The sequence below is a fragment of the Granulicella rosea genome, assembly GCF_900188085.1.
In the GTDB taxonomy this organism is placed as follows: domain Bacteria; phylum Acidobacteriota; class Terriglobia; order Terriglobales; family Acidobacteriaceae; genus Edaphobacter; species Edaphobacter rosea.
This window is the reverse complement of the sequence record NZ_FZOU01000001.1, coordinates 766,297-784,652: the sequence shown is the minus strand read 5'-3', so window position 1 is coordinate 784,652 and position 18,356 is coordinate 766,297. Positions and strand designations below refer to the sequence as shown.

Here is an 18,356-nt window from a genome sequence, read left to right as displayed (position 1 = left end):
CGAAGAGCTACTCAACCCCGGCTTTCTTCGGATCGGTCACCCTGTAGTCGGCGGGACCTGGAATAGCGAGGGCGCCGGATCCATGCGTGATGATCGTGCCGTCGCCGAGCTTCTGCACCGAGCGCGTGATCTTGTCCGCCTTGTAAGGCTCGCCCGTCACCGGCGCCAGAATCGCCGCCATCACGGACTGGTTCGCGCCGATGCTCTGCTGCTGCGCGCCCATCGCTCCCTGGGCAAACTCCCCCGCGCCACCGCAAAGGCCGCTCCACAAAGCAGAACCCCACACCACCACGCACCGCGCATACGCCTCTCCGCGACCGAAAACATGCCTGCGTTGATTCCGCACCAGTATCCTTCCACGCAACCGCGCTGGCAAGCGAATTCACCGGACCGACACCTGCTCCTGCACGCGATTCGTCGCCGGCGGCGCAATCTGGGCGTGCTTCGCGAAGTACGCCATCAACGCCTCCAGATCGGTCCCGCTCACCACCCGGTCCGTGCCCTGCTTCAGCACATAGAACTGCTCCCCGCCGTCGGCCAGCAGACTGTTCACCGTCACCCGGTACTTCGCCGCAGGGTCCAACGCCTTGCCGCCGATCTTGATGCTGCCCGCGACGATCTTCGCGCACGGCGGCCCATCTTTGGATACGGTGTAGGTCAGGCCAGCCGAAGAGTTCAGCGTACGATTACTCACCGAAGCCTCCGTCCCCGCCGGAGCGCCCAGGTTGCAGCCCTTGAACTGCTCCTCCAACAACGTATGAAGCTGCTCGCCCGTCAGCGTCAGCGTCACCAGCAGGTTGCCGAACGGGTGTACCGCGAACAGTTCGCCGAAGGTCACCTTACCGTCCGGCACACCCTGAACCCCGGAAGAAAAAGGCACGTCGGACCGGATGCCGCCCGCGTTCATGAACGCGACCTGCGCCTGCGTGGCCTCTGCCTGCGCGTCCGCGATCACATCGCCCAGCGCGCTCTCGGAGTTGTCGTTCTGGCTCTTGCGGATGGTCGCCGTCACCGACCCCACCACGCGGCTCGTGATCGGCGCGACCAGTTTGGCGTACGCGTCCACGATTCTCCCGATCGCCGCATCCGGAATCACCGTCGCGTCCGTCCGGTCGACCAGCACGTTCCGCGCCGTCACCGCCGTGACGTCATGCGTCTTCGTGCTCAGGGTCACGTCGACATCCGTCACCAGCCGTCCGTAGGCCGCGGCGCTCGTCACCGGAATCGTCCGCCCGGCCTTGTTCGGCAGCATGCAGTTGTACGCCGTATGCGTGTGCGCCGAGAGCACCAGATCCACCGCGTCGTCGAACTGGCCGACGATATCGCGAATCGGCGAGCCTTCCAACCCGCCCGCGCAACTGTTGATCTCCGCCGTCTTCGTGCCCGGCGGCGTCGTCTGGAACCCGCCCTGGTGGATCAGCACGACGAAGCTCTCGATGCCCTGCTTCCGCAGCCGCCGCACGATCGCGTTCACCGTCTCGGCCTCGTCCGCGAAGCGCAGCCCAGCCACCTGACTCGCCACCACAATGGTCGGCGTATCCTTCAGGGTCAGGCCGATGAAGGCGACCTTGACCCCGCCATACGTCTTGATCGCATAGCCGGGAAAGATCGTCTCGCCAGTCCTGGCGTCATACACGTTCGCCGCGAGGTACTGAAACTTCGCGCCCTCGAACGGCACGGGCGTCCCTGCGACCGCGCCCTTGCAGGTATTTTCGTCCTTCGTCGAACAGCCGCCAACCTGCAGCCGCAGCAGCTCCTGCCGGCCCTGGTCGAACTCATGGTTGCCGACGCCGTTCAGCTCCAGCCCCATGCGATTGGCGATCTCGATCGTGTCCTCGTGGTGGAAGAGGGTCGAAATCAGCGGACTGCCGCCCGTCAGATCGCCCGCCGAGACGACGATATGGTTCGGATTCCCGGCGGTCAGCCGCTCGACATACCCGGCCAAAACAGCCGCGCCGCCCACCGGCGTCTCCGGCGTCTGCGGCCCGGACCGGTAGCTGCCCGGCGACTGAAGATTCCCATGCAGATCGTTCAGCGCGACAATCTTCAGATGCACCTCCTGCGCCCCCGCCGTGCCCAGCGCCGCCACCCCCAGCAGACACGCGCCCACGAACCGAACCAGACTCATCGCAACCCTCCGTATCCATAACTCTAACCGCAACCCCAGGAACTCGAACCGCAGCCCCGGCCAGCCCTCGTATCCCCGTGATAACGTTCAATCGGAGACACCCGATGCCCCACTTCCCGCCGAAGATTCTTGCCGTTGTCCTCTTGCTGGCCGGTCTGCCGCTCGCCCTTCACGCCCGCAAGCCGGACCCGCTGGTGGTGAAGACGCTGCCCGGAAAGATCCAGGGCGTCCTGACGCCGGACGGGCAGGTCCGCGCCTTCCTCGGCATTCCTTACGCGCAGCCGCCGGTCGATCAGCTTCGCTGGAAGGCGCCGCAGCCGGTCGCGCGCTGGAAGGGTGTGCGTCCCGCCACCGCCTTCGGCCCGCACTGCATGCAGTTCGGCGCCTACCCGGACATGGTCTTCCACGACCCCGGTCCGAACGAGGACTGCCTGACCCTGAACGTCTGGGCGCCCACAGGCGCCAAACCGGGCAGCCTGCCGGTCATGGTCTGGATCCACGGCGGCGGCTTCCAGACCGGCGGCTCGTCCGAACAGCGGCAGGACGGCCAGGTGCTCGCCCACCGCAACGTCGTCGTGGTCTCGATGAACTACCGCCTGGGCGTCTTCGGCTTCTTCTCCAGCTCCGAGCTGGCCGAGGAGTCCGGCCACAACGCCAGCGGCAACTACGGCCTGATGGACCAGACCGAGGCGCTCCAGTGGGTGCAGGAGAACATCTTCGCCTTCGGAGGAGACCCCGCCAACGTCACGCTCTTCGGCGAATCCGCCGGGTCGATGTCGGTCTCGGCGCAGGTCGCCTCGCCGCTCACCCGCGGCCTCATCGCCAAGGCCATCGGCGAGAGCGGCTCGCTCTTCGCCGGCGCGCCCGACAGCCAGTACATCCCGCAGCCGCGCGAAAAGCTGGAGGCCCGCAACGCTCGCTGGGCGGAGAACACCTTCGGCTCCGACCACCTCACCTACCTGCGCTCGCTTTCGACCGGCGACCTGATGAACGCCTTCAAGTCCGGCCGCAAGGCCCCGTTCATGGGCCCCGTAGTCGACGGCTACTTCCTGCCCGACACGCTCGAACACCTCTACGCCGACGGCAAACAGGCGCACATCCCGCTGCTCGCCGGGTGGAACGCCAACGAAAGCCGCACCAAAACGCCGCTCGCCGAGACCGCGCAGACCGACTTCGGCGAACAGGCCCAGGCCTTCCTTAGCGCCTACGGTCCCAGCGGCCAGAGCGATGCGCTCGGCGACAGCGCCACCAGCCGCATCGCGGACGACTATGCCAGCGACAGGTTCATCGTGTATGCGACCTGGAAGTGGATCGAAGCCCAGACAAAAACCGGCGGCGCCCCGGTCTACCGCTATCGCTTCGAGCTGGGATCGCCCGGCGACCGCAACCACCCGGCGGAGCAAGGCGCCTTCCACTCCGACGACATCGAGTACGTCTTCGGCACGCTCGACTCCCGACCCGGCGTCAAGCTGCGTCCCGAAGACCGCACGCTCTCCGACCAGATGGGCCGGTACTGGACCAACTTCGCCCGCACCGGCGACCCCAACGGACCCGGACTGCCGAAGTGGCCCGCCTACAGCGCCAGCCACAATGTCATGACGCTCGACGCGAACCCAAAGGCCCTGCCCGCGCCGCACGAAAACCGTTATCAGTTCCTCGACAGCGTCTGGGGCGAGTCGAAATAGTCGCTGTACGATGCTTGTCATCCTGAGCGCAGCGAAGGATGACAAGCGTTTTCTATCGGCCCATGAATCAACCAGCCGAAAGCGTCCGCAACACACTCACATTCCGCGCCTCATCCCCCGGAGCGTCGACCGGCGTCTCCGCGATAAACACCGAGTGATTGAACCGCGCATCGTGCAGCAGCCGCCGGAACGCAGCGGCGCCGATCGTCCCTTCGCCGATGTGCTCATGCCGGTCCAGCTTCGAGCCGCGCGCCGCCTTGGCGTCGTTGCAGTGCCAAACCTTCACCGCGTCGAAGCCGATGGTCGAACCCACCAGCGCCATCGTCTCCTCGTAGCCTTCGGCGGTCACGATATCGTAGCCCGCGACATGGACGTGACAGGTGTCGAGACACACCCCCACCGGCGCGCACCGCTGCAGCAGCTCAACCAGCTCCGCCACCTGCTCCAGCTTTCCGCCCAGCGAGAACTCCGCGCCGGCCGTGTTCTCGATCAGAATCTTGAAGTCCGCGCCCTGCCACGGCAGTCCTGCTATCGACTCCTCAATCGAGGCCGCCGCCAGCTTCAGCCCCTCTTCGCGCGTCAGTCCCTTCCAGCTTCCGGGATGCAGCACCAGGTACTCCGCCCCCAGCGCCAGGGAGCGCTCCACCTCGCCGCGAAACGCCGCAATGGCGTTCACCCGGACGCTCTCAGTCTGGCTGCAGAGGTTGATCAGGTAGCTGGCGTGAATCGAGATCGGCCCGATGTCGTGCAGCGCCCGCAGCTCGCGCATCTTCGCCGCGTCCTCCGGCTTCACCGGCGCGGCCTTCCAGGTCCGAGGGCTGCTCGAAAAGATCTGGAAGGTGTTCGCACCCGCCTCGACCGCCCGGTTCACCGCCGTCCAGCATCCGCCCGTCGTTCCCAGATGCACGCCAATCCGCTTCTTCGTTGTCTTCAAATCCGCCATCTCTCAAGGCTAACCCAAATGCCGGAATCTCCCTCGAACGGGTGATAGCCGCCCGCCATGAGGACTGTCTAAAGTTGGTCCAGTTGGTTTTCAGGGTCCGCGTACGTCGATAGACAGCTCAAGCGGTTAAAAACATCTTCCGGAGCGACATCATGACGGCCATCCAAACACTTCGCAATCTGTCCGGCGCACGCCTCTTTGCAGTCCTGCTTGCCCTGCCTATCGCGCTCTCGACCACCGGCTGCAGCTCGACCGGCATTCTCGCCCTCTCGCTCGGCCTGCACGCGCACACCCAGACGACCAGCGACTCCGACACGCCGCGCACCACCCACTTTGCCTCCATGCCGCAGTTCGCCGGCCACCCTCACCGCCGCGCCGCACGTCCTCTGCTGGTCGAGAGCGCGCATCACCAGTTGCGCAACGATCTCTACGCCAGCCGTCTGGCCGACATGAAGGAAAACGTCGCCACCGACTCCTTCACGCCGGTCGCCGGCGACGCCAACAACAACTAGCAAGCCCATCGAACCTGCGGCAGTTAACGCCGACTGTACGGCAGGTGGTCAGTCCACTGTTGTTTCATCTCCTCTCTCCTGTATGATTCCGGGCGGAGGAGTTTAGGGATGAAAACAGCAGGGAACCTTCTTTTGCTTGCGGCCGGATTGGCAATCGTGCAGCCGGCGCTCTCGCAGGTAAGTGTTTACGTGGATTTCAGCGCCAGCAAGCTGACCGGCAACTCTGCGGCGTACCCGGCCGCAGGCCAGTTGACCAACGTCCTCTACGGCCCCACCGTTGGCGTCACCAAATCTCTCGTCGGCGGACACCACCTGTTTCTCGCCGCCGATATCCGCGGAACATTCACCGGAGGCTCGGGCCAGCGCATGGATGGCGTCGTGGTAGGACCACGGGTCGCTATTCCGGTCAAGAAGTTCGCGCCCTACATCGAAGGCATGGTCGGTTTCGCTCGGTATAACGACGGACGCAACACCAGCGTCAGCTCCACCACCGACGCACAGATTCAGATCAACTCGGGTATCGACTATCAGGTCAGCAAGCAGTTCGACTGGCGCGCCTTCGAGTATGGCTACGAGCAGTTCTATGGCATTGGCGGCAACTTCAATCCCAAGACCTTCAGCACGGGCATCGTTTATCACATCGGTGGACGTTAACCTCTAGAACAGCCTCGACGCAACCCTGACTGACGAAAATTCGCCGGAAATTCTTCGCCAATTTACCGAACTTGCGCCAACGCCCAGCGAAGCTAGGCCCATGCGACTAAATGGTATGGGTGGAGTATGCTCTGGTTCCCGCGGCACTAAAGTGGGTGGTTTTTCCTTTCAACGGCTTGCAGTGAAGCGGGCAGGCCTGGGGCTTGCATTCGGCGCCGCGGCCCTGCTTTCGGGCTGCGCCACCGGCCCTCTGGCCGCGCCGTCCGTCGCCTCGACTGAAGGCATGAGCGGCCTCGTCCACGGCGGTCAGCAGCCGGTAACCGGCGCGACGATCCAGCTCTACGCCACCACCAGCGGCGGCTACGGCGGCGCGCCGACGCTGCTCGGCACGACCACCACGAGTTCGACCGGGGCTTTCACCTTCCCGAACGGCACGGCCGCGACCTGCCCCTCGGGTCAGCAGGCCTACCTGCTCGCCTCGGGCGGTAACCCCGGCATCGTCGGCACGGTCAACAATACGGCCATCCTCATGGCGGCGGCGCTCGGACCCTGCACCTCCCTCAGCTCCAGCACCGTCATCAGCGTGGACGAGGTGACGACCGTCGCCGCCGCCTACGCGCTCGCGGGATTTGCACCCGCCGGTGGCGCGGGCCTCATCGCCTCCACCGGCGCGGCCATGACCGCCGGCTTCGGAACCAGCCCCACCAATGTGCAGGGCCTTACGGACGCCTTCGCCAACGCGAACAACATCGTCAGCTTCAACACCGGTCAGGCCTATGCCGCGACCCCGGCTGCGGGCTCCACCGGCATCGTGCCGCAGGCGACCATTAACTCGCTGGCCGACATCCTGCAGGATTGCGTCAACACCTCCAGCGCCGGCAGCACGGCCTGCACCTCGCTCTTCACCGCCGCCAAGCCTCCGTCGGCGAGCGGTCTCTCCACCCCGGTCAACATCCTGCAGGCAGCACTCGACATCGCCCAGTATCCCGGCGCCAATCCTGCGGGACTCTTCAGCCTCATCAGCGCCAACGCCGCCTTCGGCCCCACGCTCTCAGCCGCACCCAACGACTGGACCCTTGGAGTCACCTACACCAGCTCGCAGTTGATCTCGGGCGTCGGCCTCGGCATCGACGCCAGCGACAACGTCTACGTCACCGGGACCCCTTCCGGCGCGGATAACTACCTCATCAACTTCACCGCGCAGGGCGCGCCCATCAGCTCCGCCAATCTGCTTGCCGGGAACACGTCGATCACTTCAAGCGACAGCCTGCGCCAGATCGCCTTCGACCCCACGGGCAATCTGTTCATCACCGATGGCGCAACCACCGGCGTCTACGAGTACAAGCCCTCCAACGGCTCCTCCACGCTGCTGAACTTCGACGTCGCGCCCGCCTCCGTCGCCAACGCCAACACCTACGGCATCGCGGTCGACAAGCTCGGCGACGTCTGGACCTCCAGCTACTCGAAGGCGACCTGCGCCTCGGTCACCTGCCCGCTGGTCGAGTTCCCCTCCGCATCCTTCACCACGCCGACGACCAGCTTCAGCGGCTTCACCGCGCCGCAGCCCACCGGCGCGCTCGGCGGCGCACGCGGCATCGCCTTCGACGTGAACACCGGCAACATCTGGATCACGGCGATCGACGACAACCTCGCCGAGGTCTTCAAGGTGACGCCGAGCGCGACGGGCGCAGCCACCGCAACCGCGTCTCCCATCCAGATCACCGGCCTGGGCAGCGAGGTCGGCGTACCGGCCAGCAACACCGCCTATGGCAGCATCTCGGTCGCGGTCGACAGCACCAGCCGCGGCTGGATCGTGATCGCCGGCGGCCCCGCGACGACCAAGAACGTCACAGCGGCCGTCCCGGCGGCGATCTACCCGGTCACGATCTCGGGCGGCGCCGCCACGGTCGGAACCGCGGTCACCGGCGGCGGCCTGACCACGCCGACCGCGGTCGTGGTCGACGGCAACAACAACCTCTTCGTCGCGAACACCGGCGGCAGCTCGGTGGTCGAGTACAGCCCGGCGCAGGCGGCGTTCCTCTCGCCCGCCAGCACCGGCTTCATCCCCAGCTCGACCGGAACGCTCTACTCGCCTTCGTACCTGGAGATCGACCGCTCGGGCGCCATCTGGACCCTGAGCAGCGGCAACGGCACGACGCACCCCGCAAACCTGATCCAGATCCTCGGCGTCGCCGCGCCGACCAACCCAGTGCTCTCCGCCGGCCAGTACGGCGTCAAGCCCTGACGCTTGACCCGCGTTGAACGCTTGAAAAGGGCGGGACTCAAGTCCCGCCCTTTCCAATTCAGTCCTCCAAACGGGCTTCTTTTTGTCCCGCAAATTCTCGATCCGCCCCTCCGATTCGTTTAAGATGGAGAGATGAGCGAAACAGCAAAGTACACCCGCAACAATCCCTACCAGGCGACCGTGACTGTCAACGAGTTGCTTACGGCGGAGGGCTCCGAAAAGGAGACGCGCCATATCGAACTGGCGCTGGAAGAGGGCATGCACTACACGCCCGGCGATGCCGTCGGCATCCTGCCCACGAACCGCGACGAGGCCGTGGAAGAGGTTCTCAAGGCGCTGGGCTTCACCGGCGACGAGCGCGTACTCGACCACTACAAGGTCGAGATCAGCTTTCTCGAGGCGCTGCGCAGCCGCCTCACCATCGGCGTGCTGACCCGCGGCGCGATCAACCAGTACGCCAAGCTCGCCCCCACCGTCGAGGGCCTGAAGCATCTCTCCGGCCTGGACAACAAGGCGCGCGCCGAGGAGTACTGCTACGGCCGCGAGTTCATCGACCTGGCCACGGAGTTCCCCGGCGTCATCACCGACCCGCAGCAGATGTTCCAGGTGGTCGGCCGCCTGGTGCCGCGCATGTACTCCATCGCGTCGAGCATCGCGCTGCACCCGGGCGCCGTGCAGACCACCGTCCGCGTAGTCCGGTACGATTCGCACAGCCGCACCCGCCAGGGCGTCGCCAGCGGCCACCTCGGCGAGCGCGCTCCGGTCGGCGCCACCATGCCCATCTTCCTGCATGGCAACAACAACTTCCGCCTGCCCGAGAACCCCGACACCCCGGTCATCATGGTCGGCCCCGGAACCGGCATCGCGCCCTTCCGCTCGTTCCTCGAAGAGCGCAAGGCGACCGGCGCCAAGGGTCAGAACTGGCTCTTCTTCGGCGAGCAGCGCAAGGCGCTCGACTTCCTCTACCAGGATGAACTCGAAGGCATGGTGAAGGACGGCATCCTGACGCATCTCGACACCGCCTTCTCGCGCGACCAGCAGAAGAAGGTCTACGTGCAGGACCGCATGCAGGAGAAGTCCGCCGAACTGTTCGAGTGGCTGGAGCGCGGCGCCCACTTCTACGTCTGCGGCGACGCCAGCCGTATGGCCAAGGACGTCCACACCGCACTGCTCGACGCCATCGCCAAGGGCTCGAACGGCACGCTCGAGCACGCGGAGGCGTACCTGAACCAGATGAAGAAGGACAAGCGGTATCAGTTGGACGTGTACTAGGCTTTGAGGTGGAAGCGCAGGGGTTCAGCCCTGCAAATCACGCGTTTCAACGAAGCGGCTTTAGCCCTGGGCCTCTTCGGAGATGCCCCGGGGCTAAAGCCCTTTCACGCTGAGGCTGCGTTCATGGGGCTGAAGCTCCATGCTTCCATCATTTCTCCCCAACACATGACATCTGTCACATCCGAACCTTGACAATCCCCACTGCCGCTGCCGCGCGGAGACATTCATTCTTGATCCTGTAACCGACACAGGAGAAACGGGATGAAGCTCCAAGCCACAGCAATCAGCTTGGCATTTACAGCAGCCCTTCAAGCCCAGCAACCCGCATGCGGCAAGCTGAGTGGACAGGTGCTGGACGCGACCGGCGCCATCGTCGTCGGCGCGACCGTACGGATCGACGCAGCGATGGCTATTCGCACGGATGCGCAGGGCCGCTTTACCACCGGCTGCCTCTCCGGCGAAAAACACCGCATCACCGTCACCTTCGAAGGCTTCGAACCCACCACCGTCCGCGCCGTCGCCGGCGCCGAGACCGCCATCCATCTGAAGCCGCTCAGCGTGAAGACCGAGATCGACGTGACCGAAGGCTCCGGCGTCGACTCCGACGACGTCGCCGGCTCGAAGACGCTCCAGAAGGAAGACCTGAAGCAGCTCGCCGACGACCCCGACGAGTTTGCACGCGAGCTGCAGGTGCTGGCCGCGGCAGCCGGCGGCGCGCCCGGCGCGGCTACCATCGCGGTCGACGGATTCCAGAATGGCGGACGCATCCCGCCCAAGTCCTCCATCGCCTACATCCGCGTCAACCCCGACCTCTTCTCGTCCGAGTACGAGCGCCCACCGTACCAGGGCGGACGCATCGAGATCTACACCAAGCCCGGCCAGGACAAGCTGCACGGCGCGCTCTTCACCACTCAGTCGGCCAGCTTCATGAACGCCGCCGACCCATTCTCAACGTCGAAGGCAGCGATCGGAAAACAGCGCTACGGCTTCGAACTGAGCGGGCCGATCAAGCCGAAGAAGGCCGACTTCGCCGTCGCGCTCGAACACCGCCAGATCGACCAGTTCGCCGTCGTCAATGCCGTGCTGGGCGACGGCAGCCAGTACATAGCGAATGTCGCCACGCCCAAGGCGCTGTGGTCCGGCAGCCTGCGCTTCGGCTGGCTGCTGACGCCGAAGAACAACTTCACCGGCACGTACACCGCGGGCGTCAACGAGCTTGGCAACCTCGGCGTGGGCGGGAATACGCTTGAATCCGCCGGCTATGGCAGCGTGCAGTCCGAGCACGCGTTGCGCTTCACCAACCTCCAGACCATCACCCCGCGCCTGCTGCACGAAAGCCGCGTCGGCTATACCTGGCGCTATCGCGACGACACGCCCAACTCCACCGCGCCGTCGCTGCAAGTCGCCGGTTACTTTACCTCAGGCGGCATCGTCACCGGCGCGCTGCACGCGCATGAGCGCGACCTCGAGGTTGACGACGACATCCTCTTCAGCACGAAGAAGCACAACTTCAAACTCGGCATCGAGGCGCTCGACCTGCGTCTGAGCGACTCGCTGCCCACGAACTTCAACGGCAGCACGCTCTACGGCGGCAGCGCCACGCAGACCGCGCTGCAGCAGTATCAGGCCGGCGCCGCCACCACCTTCACCCAGACCACCGGCACGGCCGCCACCACGCTCAACCAGCTTCGCGTCGTCCTCTACGGACAGGACCAGTGGAAGCTGCGCCCGCGTCTTTCGCTCTCGCTCGGCCTCCGCTACGCGATGGAGAGCGCGCCCGTCAGCCTCAACAACATCGCGCCGCGCGTGGGTCTGGCATGGTCGCCCGACAAAAAGCAGGCATGGGTCTTCCACCTGCGTTCGGGTTTGTTCTTCTCGCCAGTCGATACCGCGGATACGCTCGAAGCGCGACGACTCGACGGCACGCACCAGATCCAGCGCGTCACCTACTACCCCGGCACGATCGGCGCAGCCACGGTCGCAACCGTGCGCCAGCTTGCGCCCGGCTCCGGCCAGAACCCGTCGTGGCAATCGCACCTCGGCGTCGAGCACGACCTGAAGGGACATTGGCACGTGCAGGCAAACTTCTACCTTGCCCGCGCATGGAACGACTATCGCTCGCGCAACATCAATGCGCCTACCGACGGCACGCTCACCGGACCGCGCCCCTTCGGCCCCGCGCTGAACATCGACCAGTACCAGCAGACCGGCCACCTGAAGGGCAACGTCATCTTCCTCGGCGTCGACCAGCACAGCCTGAAGCGCCTGCAGATCTTCGCCGGCTACATCCGCATGGACCTGCGCTCGGACACCGATGGCGACGGCTCCTTCCCCCAGAACAACACCGACCAGGGCGAGACCGCGCGACCCACCTGGCAGAACACCCATCACGTCATCGCCTTCGGCAACCTGGTCCTGCCTCGCAAGGTCAACCTCTCCACGCAATTCGACGCCAACAGCGGCCCTGCCTACAACATCACCACCGGCTTCGACAACAACAACGACGGCGTCTTCAACGACCGTCCGCACTACGCCACCGCCGCAGACACTCTCGTCTACCACACACGCTTCGGCGCACTCAGCCCGACGGGCACAGGCCCAACCATCAACCGCAACGCAGGCGCCATGCCCTGGAACATCCACATGGACGTCAACCTCAGCCGCACCTTCCCGCTGACGAAGAAGGCCGACGGCCAGACCCTCGCCTTGAATCTGCGCAGCACCAACGTGCTGAACCACAACAACGTCACCTCCGTCGGCGGAGTCCTCGGCTCACCCTATCTCGGGCAGGGCTACGCCTCGGACCCCGGCCGCCGCGTCGAAGCCGGCCTGCGCTACGCCTTCTAACTTCCGTTCACAAGGAGACACCATGATCCGCCCAGCCATCGCCGCCCTCCTGACCCTCAGCCTCACCGCAGCCGCGCAAACAGCAGCATCCATCCCGCCGCCAACCACCGGCATCCTCACCCAGTACACCTACTGGCCCAATCAGTTCGTCGAGTTCGTCGGCGACGAGCTGCCCTACTCCATGCTCGAGGTCGACGTCGACCAGACCGGCAAGCAGCCCATCTACAACGTTGTCCTCACCCAGCGACCATCCGGCAAACGCATCACCTACTCGAACTCCGACGCGCTCGTCATGGCCGCAAAGTTCCAGGGCGGCGAGGCCTACAAGGTCGCCATGGCCTTCGAGTGGGACGGCAACTTCGCCGTCGGCAACACCGCCAGCATCCGCTTCACCATGGCCGACGAGAAGCCCTTCGAATTCCACTTCGTGCAGGGCTCGGACGTCTCCGAACAGGGCTCCGGCCTCACCGACCTGCACGAGATTCCTTTGCCGGTGCTTGCCTATCGCGAACTCGGCGCGGTCGCCGGCGAAGGCACCGCACTACAGATCGGTAACGTCTCCGCGCCCGCCGAGGTGTGGAAGGAGATCAGCAAACCGCCATACTTCGTCGGCTATCGCGGCGCCATGACCGTCGCCGCACACCGCATCGTGCTCTACCCCGGCACGGAGAGCTGGAAGATCGCGAGCGCGCCCACCACGCTCAACACGGGCTCTGCATGGGAGTTGGACGGGGACCGCGGCGCGCACCGCACCATCAGGATCGACAAGGTGGACGGCGCACACGTCACCGTGACCACCACCGACGCACGCAACCCAGGCATACGCGTGACCACCGTAGCCACGCGCACCGCAGATGCATGGGCCATCGAAAGCGCACGCTATGCTCCAGTCAAAGACGGCGACAAGCACAGCGTCACTCTGCAGTTCACACCCGCCTCGATCGACTTCATCGCCGGCAGGAAGACGAAGTTCGCCACCGCCAGCATCGCGGCCACGGGCGCCACGCAGGTCGTAACGATGAAGTCGCCCGACTGGGCCAAAGGCAAGAGCCTTACCGAAGAGACAGTCGCAAAAGACGGGGTCTTCACCGTCACCGCCAAGTAATTTGTAACTTTTACGGACATATACACCGTCCTTCCGATCGCAGCCTCATCGTCGAAGGCAGCGATCGGAGGGCAACCCTTCACCGAGGCGCACGCCTGGAGCACAGCACCCGTCCAAATGCTTGTCATCCTGAGCGTAGCGAAGGATCTGCGTTTGTCTTTGTTGTTGCTTGTTCTTCTTGCTTGGCGCAAAACGTAATTCGCTAAGCTGATAGCTTACAGCTCACGAAGACAGCCTTCCTCCTGGCTGAGCGAAACTACCGAGGCAAGGCAGGCAGCACGCGCCGCACATTGAACCCCATCGGCGCAGCCACGAACCCGGCTTCCAGCAGCGTCCGCGCCCACCAGTGTTCATGCACCGGCACGCCATTCACGCTCACGATCAGCATGCCGCCCTGCGCCTGGCTCTGCGCCACGAAGAACTCCGCCAGCACCTTCGCGGACTGCGAACGCATCGGCTCTTCTTCAGGCAGAAAGACCTGCACGTTCGGATTGCCGCGCCGCAGATAAGCCATCAGCGCGCCATCCGCAAGCACCACGCGAGCGCCCACGCTGCGCGTCAGCGAAGACGTGCTATCCGCAGCCGCGGGCCAACGCAGCAGCGCGCCATACGGGTTCGCGGGATCGGTCGCGGCAAGCTGTAGCATCTCCACCTTCTCCGGGTCGGAAGCCACGCGCAGCGAACGCAACAGGTCCACCGCCGCGGGCATCGCAAACTGCGTCGCGCCAAGATCGGCCGCGAAGTATCCGCGACGAATCTTGCCGCTCTCCTCGAGCGCCTTCATCACGTCATAGATGGCCGAAAAGCCGCCCGACAGATTCTCCGCATGCGCCGTCTCGCGAAAGACCACGCCATAGCGCGTCAGCAACTGCTGCGCGATCGCATGCGACCACGCCGTGGCGTTACGCCCAGGCTCGAACGCAGTTGCCTGCAACGCCCAACGTCCCTGCGCAGTCGGCGGCGTGGTGCGCCGCGAACGAAAGCCTGCCTGCTGGTTATGCACCTTGCGCGCCGGCTTGGCGCTCGTGCTTGCACGCTCGCAGTAAGCGCGCAGCGCATGCAGCGCATCGTTGGTCAGCAGGCCGCGCCACACAAGATTCCAGATCGCATCGATCGTCTCACCGGGATAGCCGCCGCCGACACCATCGTGCAGTTGCTGGAAGAAGCTCGCGCCGTTCGCCTGCAGATATGCGACGATCTTCCGCTCCTTCTCGCCATCGATAGCGGGCGCAGGCATCACAGGCCAAAGCGAGGTCAGCTTGTCCGAAAGATACAACGCCACGCGGCCATCGCGCTCGCCGATCGGATCGAGTCCACACCACATCACCTCGCCCGCGGCGATCAACGTATCGAGGTCCGCGGGCTTGTAGTTCAGAATGCGCGCGGGCAGTATCTCGGTCTCAAGGATGGACGCAGGCAGCGGCGCGCCCTGCAGATTTTCGATCACATCGAGCAGCGCATCGAGCCCGCGCCGTGGCTGCACCACACCCTGCCACCGCGTGAACAGCCGCGCCAGCGTACGCTGCTCGACCGGCTCGACCTCCTTGCGCAGCCGCGCCAGCGACTTGCGCCGAATCGTGCGCAGCACCTCGTTGTCGCACCATTCGCGATGCTGGCCTCCTGGCCGGAAGCCTCCTTCGACGATGCGACCAGCCTGGACCAGACGATTCAGGATCGCCTCGGTCGACGCCAGCGGCAGACCAAATCGCGTCGCGACCTCCGGCGTCGTGAACGGTCCATGCGTACGCGCATAGCGCCGCACCAGGTCGAGCGCTGCATCGGGCGCAGCCTCGAGAAAGGCAGTCGGAAGCCCCGGCGGCAGAGGCACACCCAGCGCATCGCGGTACCGCGCCGAGTCTTCGACCGCGATGAGCCGCTTCTCGCTCGCAACGCTTACTTCAAGAATGCGCCGAGCCTTGCGCAGACGCTCCGCCGTAATTGCAACCTCCGGAGTTACACATCGAATCAGCAACTCCGCGCGTGATAAATCTCCCAGCCGCAACAGCAGGTCGTGGACGCCATCCATGTTGCGCGCCTTGAAGGGATCGACCACGCACTGCAGCGTCTCCTCCGTCTCTTCGATCGCGTTCAGGTCGAGCAGCTCACGCAGATCGGCGTCGCCCAGCAGCTCGCGCAGCTGATCCTGATCGATCGACAACGCCTGCGCGCGACGTTCGGCCAGCGGCGCATCGCCATCGTAGATGTAGTTCGCCACATAGCTGAAGAGCAGCGCCGAAGCGAACGGCGAAGGCGTACGCGAGTCGACAGTATGCACCCGCAGCGAGCGGTTGCCGATCGATCGCAGAATCTCCATCAACGCGGGCATGTCGAAGACATCGCGCAGACACTCGCGATAGGCCTCAAGCAGAATCGGGAAGCCCGGGTAGCGACTTGCGACCGACAGCAGATCGTATGCACGTTTACGCTGCTGCCACAGCGGCGTGCGTCCATCGGCGCGTCTGCGCGGCAGCAACAGCGCGCGCGATGCAGCCTCGCGAAACTTCGCCGCGAACAGCGCGGTCGATCCAAGCTGACGCAGCACCAGCTCCGCAGCCTCCTCTGGTTCAAGCAACAGATGATCGACGGAGGGCGGCTCATCGGTCTCCGGGAAGCGCAGCACGAAGCCATCCTCGGACCACATCGTCTCAACCTCCGCGCCGTTGTTCGCGCGAATGCGAGCGGTCACGGCCATGGCCCACGGCGCATGCACGCGGCTGCCGAAGGGCGTCAGGCAGCACATGCGCCAGTCGCCCAGCTCATCGCGCACGCGCTCGATCACGATGGTCCGATCGTCCGGCACATGCGTCGTCGCAAGCTCCTGATCGGCAAGGTAGCGCATCACGTTCTCCGCCGCCTGCGGGTCGAGATCGTGCTCTGTGGTCAATGTCGTCAGAGCCACGTTACGAGGCATCTCGCGCAGTGTACGCACCAGCGCGCCGATGCGCCGGCCGAACTCCAGCGGCCGCCCCGCCTGGTCGCCATGCCAGAACGGCATCTTGCCCGGCGAACCCGGTGCAGGCGTCACCAGCACGCGGTCATGCGTGATCTCATCGATGCGCCACGTCGAAGCTCCAAGGATAAATGTGTCGCCCGTACGCGACTCGAAGACCATCTCCTCATCAAGCTCGCCCACGCGCACCGGCTTGTTATGCGTGCCCGCAAGGAAGACGCCATACAATCCGCGATCTGGAATCGTGCCGCCATTGAGGATCGCAATGCGCTTCACGCCCTGCCGCGGCGTAAGCCAGTTGCGCGTACGATCCCACGTCACACGAGGTCGCAGCTCGGCGAACTCGTCCGACGGATAACGCCCCGCAAGCATGTCGAGCACGCCATCGAAGACCGAGGGCGTCAATGCACAGAATGGCGCCGAAGCCCGCACCATCGCGAACAACGCAGCGTATGAGATGCCCGCGCCTTCTGCCTCGTCATCCTCCAACACCTCTGCGGCCGCGGCCTCCGGCGGGTGTGCGACGATAGCCACCACCTGCTGCGCAAGGATATCCAGCGGATTGCGCAGGAAGCGCGTCGACTCCACATGGCCTTCATGCATCGCACGCGTGACCGCGGCGCAGGCCACCAGATCGGCGCGGTACTTCGGAAAGATGATGCCGTTCGAAGGCATGCCGACCTGGTGCCCCGCGCGTCCGATGCGCTGCAGTCCGCTCGCCACCGAGGGCGGAGCCTCGATCTGGATCACCAGATCGATCGCGCCCATGTCGATGCCAAGCTCCAGCGAAGACGTACACACCAGCGCCTTGATGCGTCCGGCCTTCAGCAGCTCTTCGATCTCCGTGCGCTGCGCCGCAGCCAGCGAGCCATGATGCGCACGCGCCAGCGGCTCGCCCGCAAGATCGTTGATGGCGCCCGCGAGCCGCTCCGCGATGCGCCTTGCATTGACGAAGATCAACGTCGACGTACGCCCTTGAATGATCTCCAGCAGACGCGGATGAATGGACTGCCAGATGCTCGTGCGCTTCGGCCCCTGCGACGCCGGACCGCTTGGCTGCTCGTCGATCTCGCCGAGCTTTGCCATGTCCTCTACCGGTACTTCGACGCGTATGTCGAGCACCTTGCGCGCGCCTGCGTTCACGATGGTCACAGGCCGGAAGCGTGTGCCGGTGGGCTGCGACTCAAGCTCCACGGTCAACGGAGCTTCTGTAACCAGTTCAGGAACAATATCCGCCGGGCTCGTCTCGGCGCCGCCAAGAAAGCGCGCCACCTCCTCAAGCGGCCGCTGCGTCGCGGACAGCCCGATGCGCTGCACGCGCCGCCCCGTCAACGCTTCAAGCCGCTCCAGCGACAGCGCCATGTGCGCGCCGCGCTTGGTCGGCACCAGCGCGTGGATCTCGTCGATGATGACCGTCTCCACCGTGCGCAACTGCTCCGATGCCGCGCTCGTCAGCATCAGGTAGAGCGACTCCGGCGTCGTGATGAGGATGTCGCCGGGATGCCGGTTGAAGCGCGCGCGATCCTTCGGCGAAGTATCGCCCGTACGCACGCTGATCTCCGGCATATGCACCGGCACGCCCTCGCGCTGCGCCATGTTGGCGATGCCCGCCAGCGGCGAACGCAGGTTGCGCTCGACGTCCGCGGCCAGAGCCTTCAGCGGCGAAAGATACAGCACCCGCGCGCCCTTGCCGCGCGCTTCGGACGAGGCGCCGAGCATCAGCCGGTCCAGGCACCACAGGAACGCCGTCAGCGTCTTGCCCGTGCCGGTGGGCGCAAGGATCAGCGTCGATTCGCCACGCGCGATCGCGGGCCAGCCCTCCACCTGCGGGGCCGTCGGCCCGTCAAAGACCGCGCGGAACCACTTCGCGGTGATGGGATGAAACAGCGCCAGCGCCGCATCCTCACGGCTTGGGGCTGCTGGAATCTTCGTCTTACGTGCGGCTGGCGGCATCGTCTCCCTGGGCTCGCAGCCCTTGGGCCGCTCACACCGTTATACGATGCGCGTTCCCTATC

General features: G+C 65.2%; 11 protein-coding genes. 7 read left to right on the top strand and 4 right to left on the bottom strand.

Annotation, left to right across the window (positions count from 1 at the left end):
- Positions 1-7: 7 nt before the first annotated feature.
- Positions 8-346 carry a hypothetical protein gene (locus CHB87_RS21775; RefSeq protein WP_142988191.1) on the bottom strand — a complete coding sequence of 113 codons (339 nt, stop codon included), beginning with the start codon at positions 344-346 and terminating at the stop codon, positions 8-10.
- Between the two features lie 36 nt (positions 347-382).
- Positions 383-2,128 (bottom strand): bifunctional metallophosphatase/5'-nucleotidase, encoded by a 1,746-nt coding sequence (locus CHB87_RS03505; RefSeq protein WP_089406978.1) that lies wholly within the window; start codon positions 2,126-2,128, stop codon positions 383-385.
- A gap of 104 nt (positions 2,129-2,232) precedes the next feature.
- Here CHB87_RS03505 and CHB87_RS03500 point away from each other — a divergent pair, with 104 nt between their 5' ends.
- Positions 2,233-3,813 (top strand): carboxylesterase/lipase family protein, encoded by a 1,581-nt coding sequence (locus CHB87_RS03500; RefSeq protein ID WP_089406977.1) that lies wholly within the window; start codon positions 2,233-2,235, stop codon positions 3,811-3,813.
- Positions 3,814-3,880: 67 nt separating this feature from the next.
- On the opposite strand, the gene CHB87_RS03495 is transcribed toward CHB87_RS03500, so the two are convergent.
- Positions 3,881-4,756, bottom strand: a complete 876-nt coding sequence (locus CHB87_RS03495; RefSeq protein WP_089406976.1) for a deoxyribonuclease IV — start codon at positions 4,754-4,756, stop codon at positions 3,881-3,883.
- 152 nt (positions 4,757-4,908) lie between these two features.
- On the opposite strand from CHB87_RS03495, the gene CHB87_RS03490 reads away from it, so the two are divergent.
- From CHB87_RS03490 to CHB87_RS03465, 6 genes are all read left to right on the top strand, one after another.
- Complete coding sequence (locus CHB87_RS03490; RefSeq protein ID WP_089406975.1) at positions 4,909-5,268, top strand: hypothetical protein; 360 nt, start codon at positions 4,909-4,911, stop codon at positions 5,266-5,268.
- Positions 5,269-5,376: 108 nt separating this feature from the next.
- Positions 5,377-5,922 carry a hypothetical protein gene (locus tag CHB87_RS03485; protein WP_142988190.1) on the top strand — a complete coding sequence of 182 codons (546 nt, stop codon included), beginning with the start codon at positions 5,377-5,379 and terminating at the stop codon, positions 5,920-5,922.
- A gap of 181 nt (positions 5,923-6,103) precedes the next feature.
- On the top strand, positions 6,104-8,167 hold the full coding sequence (locus tag CHB87_RS03480) for an NHL repeat-containing protein (protein WP_089406973.1): 2,064 nt from the start codon (positions 6,104-6,106) through the stop codon (positions 8,165-8,167).
- A 132-nt stretch (positions 8,168-8,299) separates the two neighbouring features.
- Positions 8,300-9,439, top strand: coding sequence for a diflavin oxidoreductase (locus tag CHB87_RS03475; RefSeq protein ID WP_089406972.1), 1,140 nt, complete (start codon positions 8,300-8,302; stop codon positions 9,437-9,439).
- A 261-nt stretch (positions 9,440-9,700) separates the two neighbouring features.
- Positions 9,701-12,286, top strand: a complete 2,586-nt coding sequence (locus CHB87_RS03470; RefSeq protein ID WP_089406971.1) for a TonB-dependent receptor — start codon at positions 9,701-9,703, stop codon at positions 12,284-12,286.
- A 22-nt stretch (positions 12,287-12,308) separates the two neighbouring features.
- Positions 12,309-13,391 carry a hypothetical protein gene (locus CHB87_RS03465; RefSeq protein ID WP_089406970.1) on the top strand — a complete coding sequence of 361 codons (1,083 nt, stop codon included), beginning with the start codon at positions 12,309-12,311 and terminating at the stop codon, positions 13,389-13,391.
- Positions 13,392-13,647: 256 nt separating this feature from the next.
- On the opposite strand, the gene CHB87_RS03460 is transcribed toward CHB87_RS03465, so the two are convergent.
- Positions 13,648-18,294: an Lhr family ATP-dependent helicase gene (locus tag CHB87_RS03460; RefSeq protein WP_089406969.1), complete on the bottom strand. Its 4,647-nt coding sequence runs from the start codon at positions 18,292-18,294 to the stop codon at positions 13,648-13,650.
- Between the last annotated feature and the right edge of the window lie 62 nt (positions 18,295-18,356).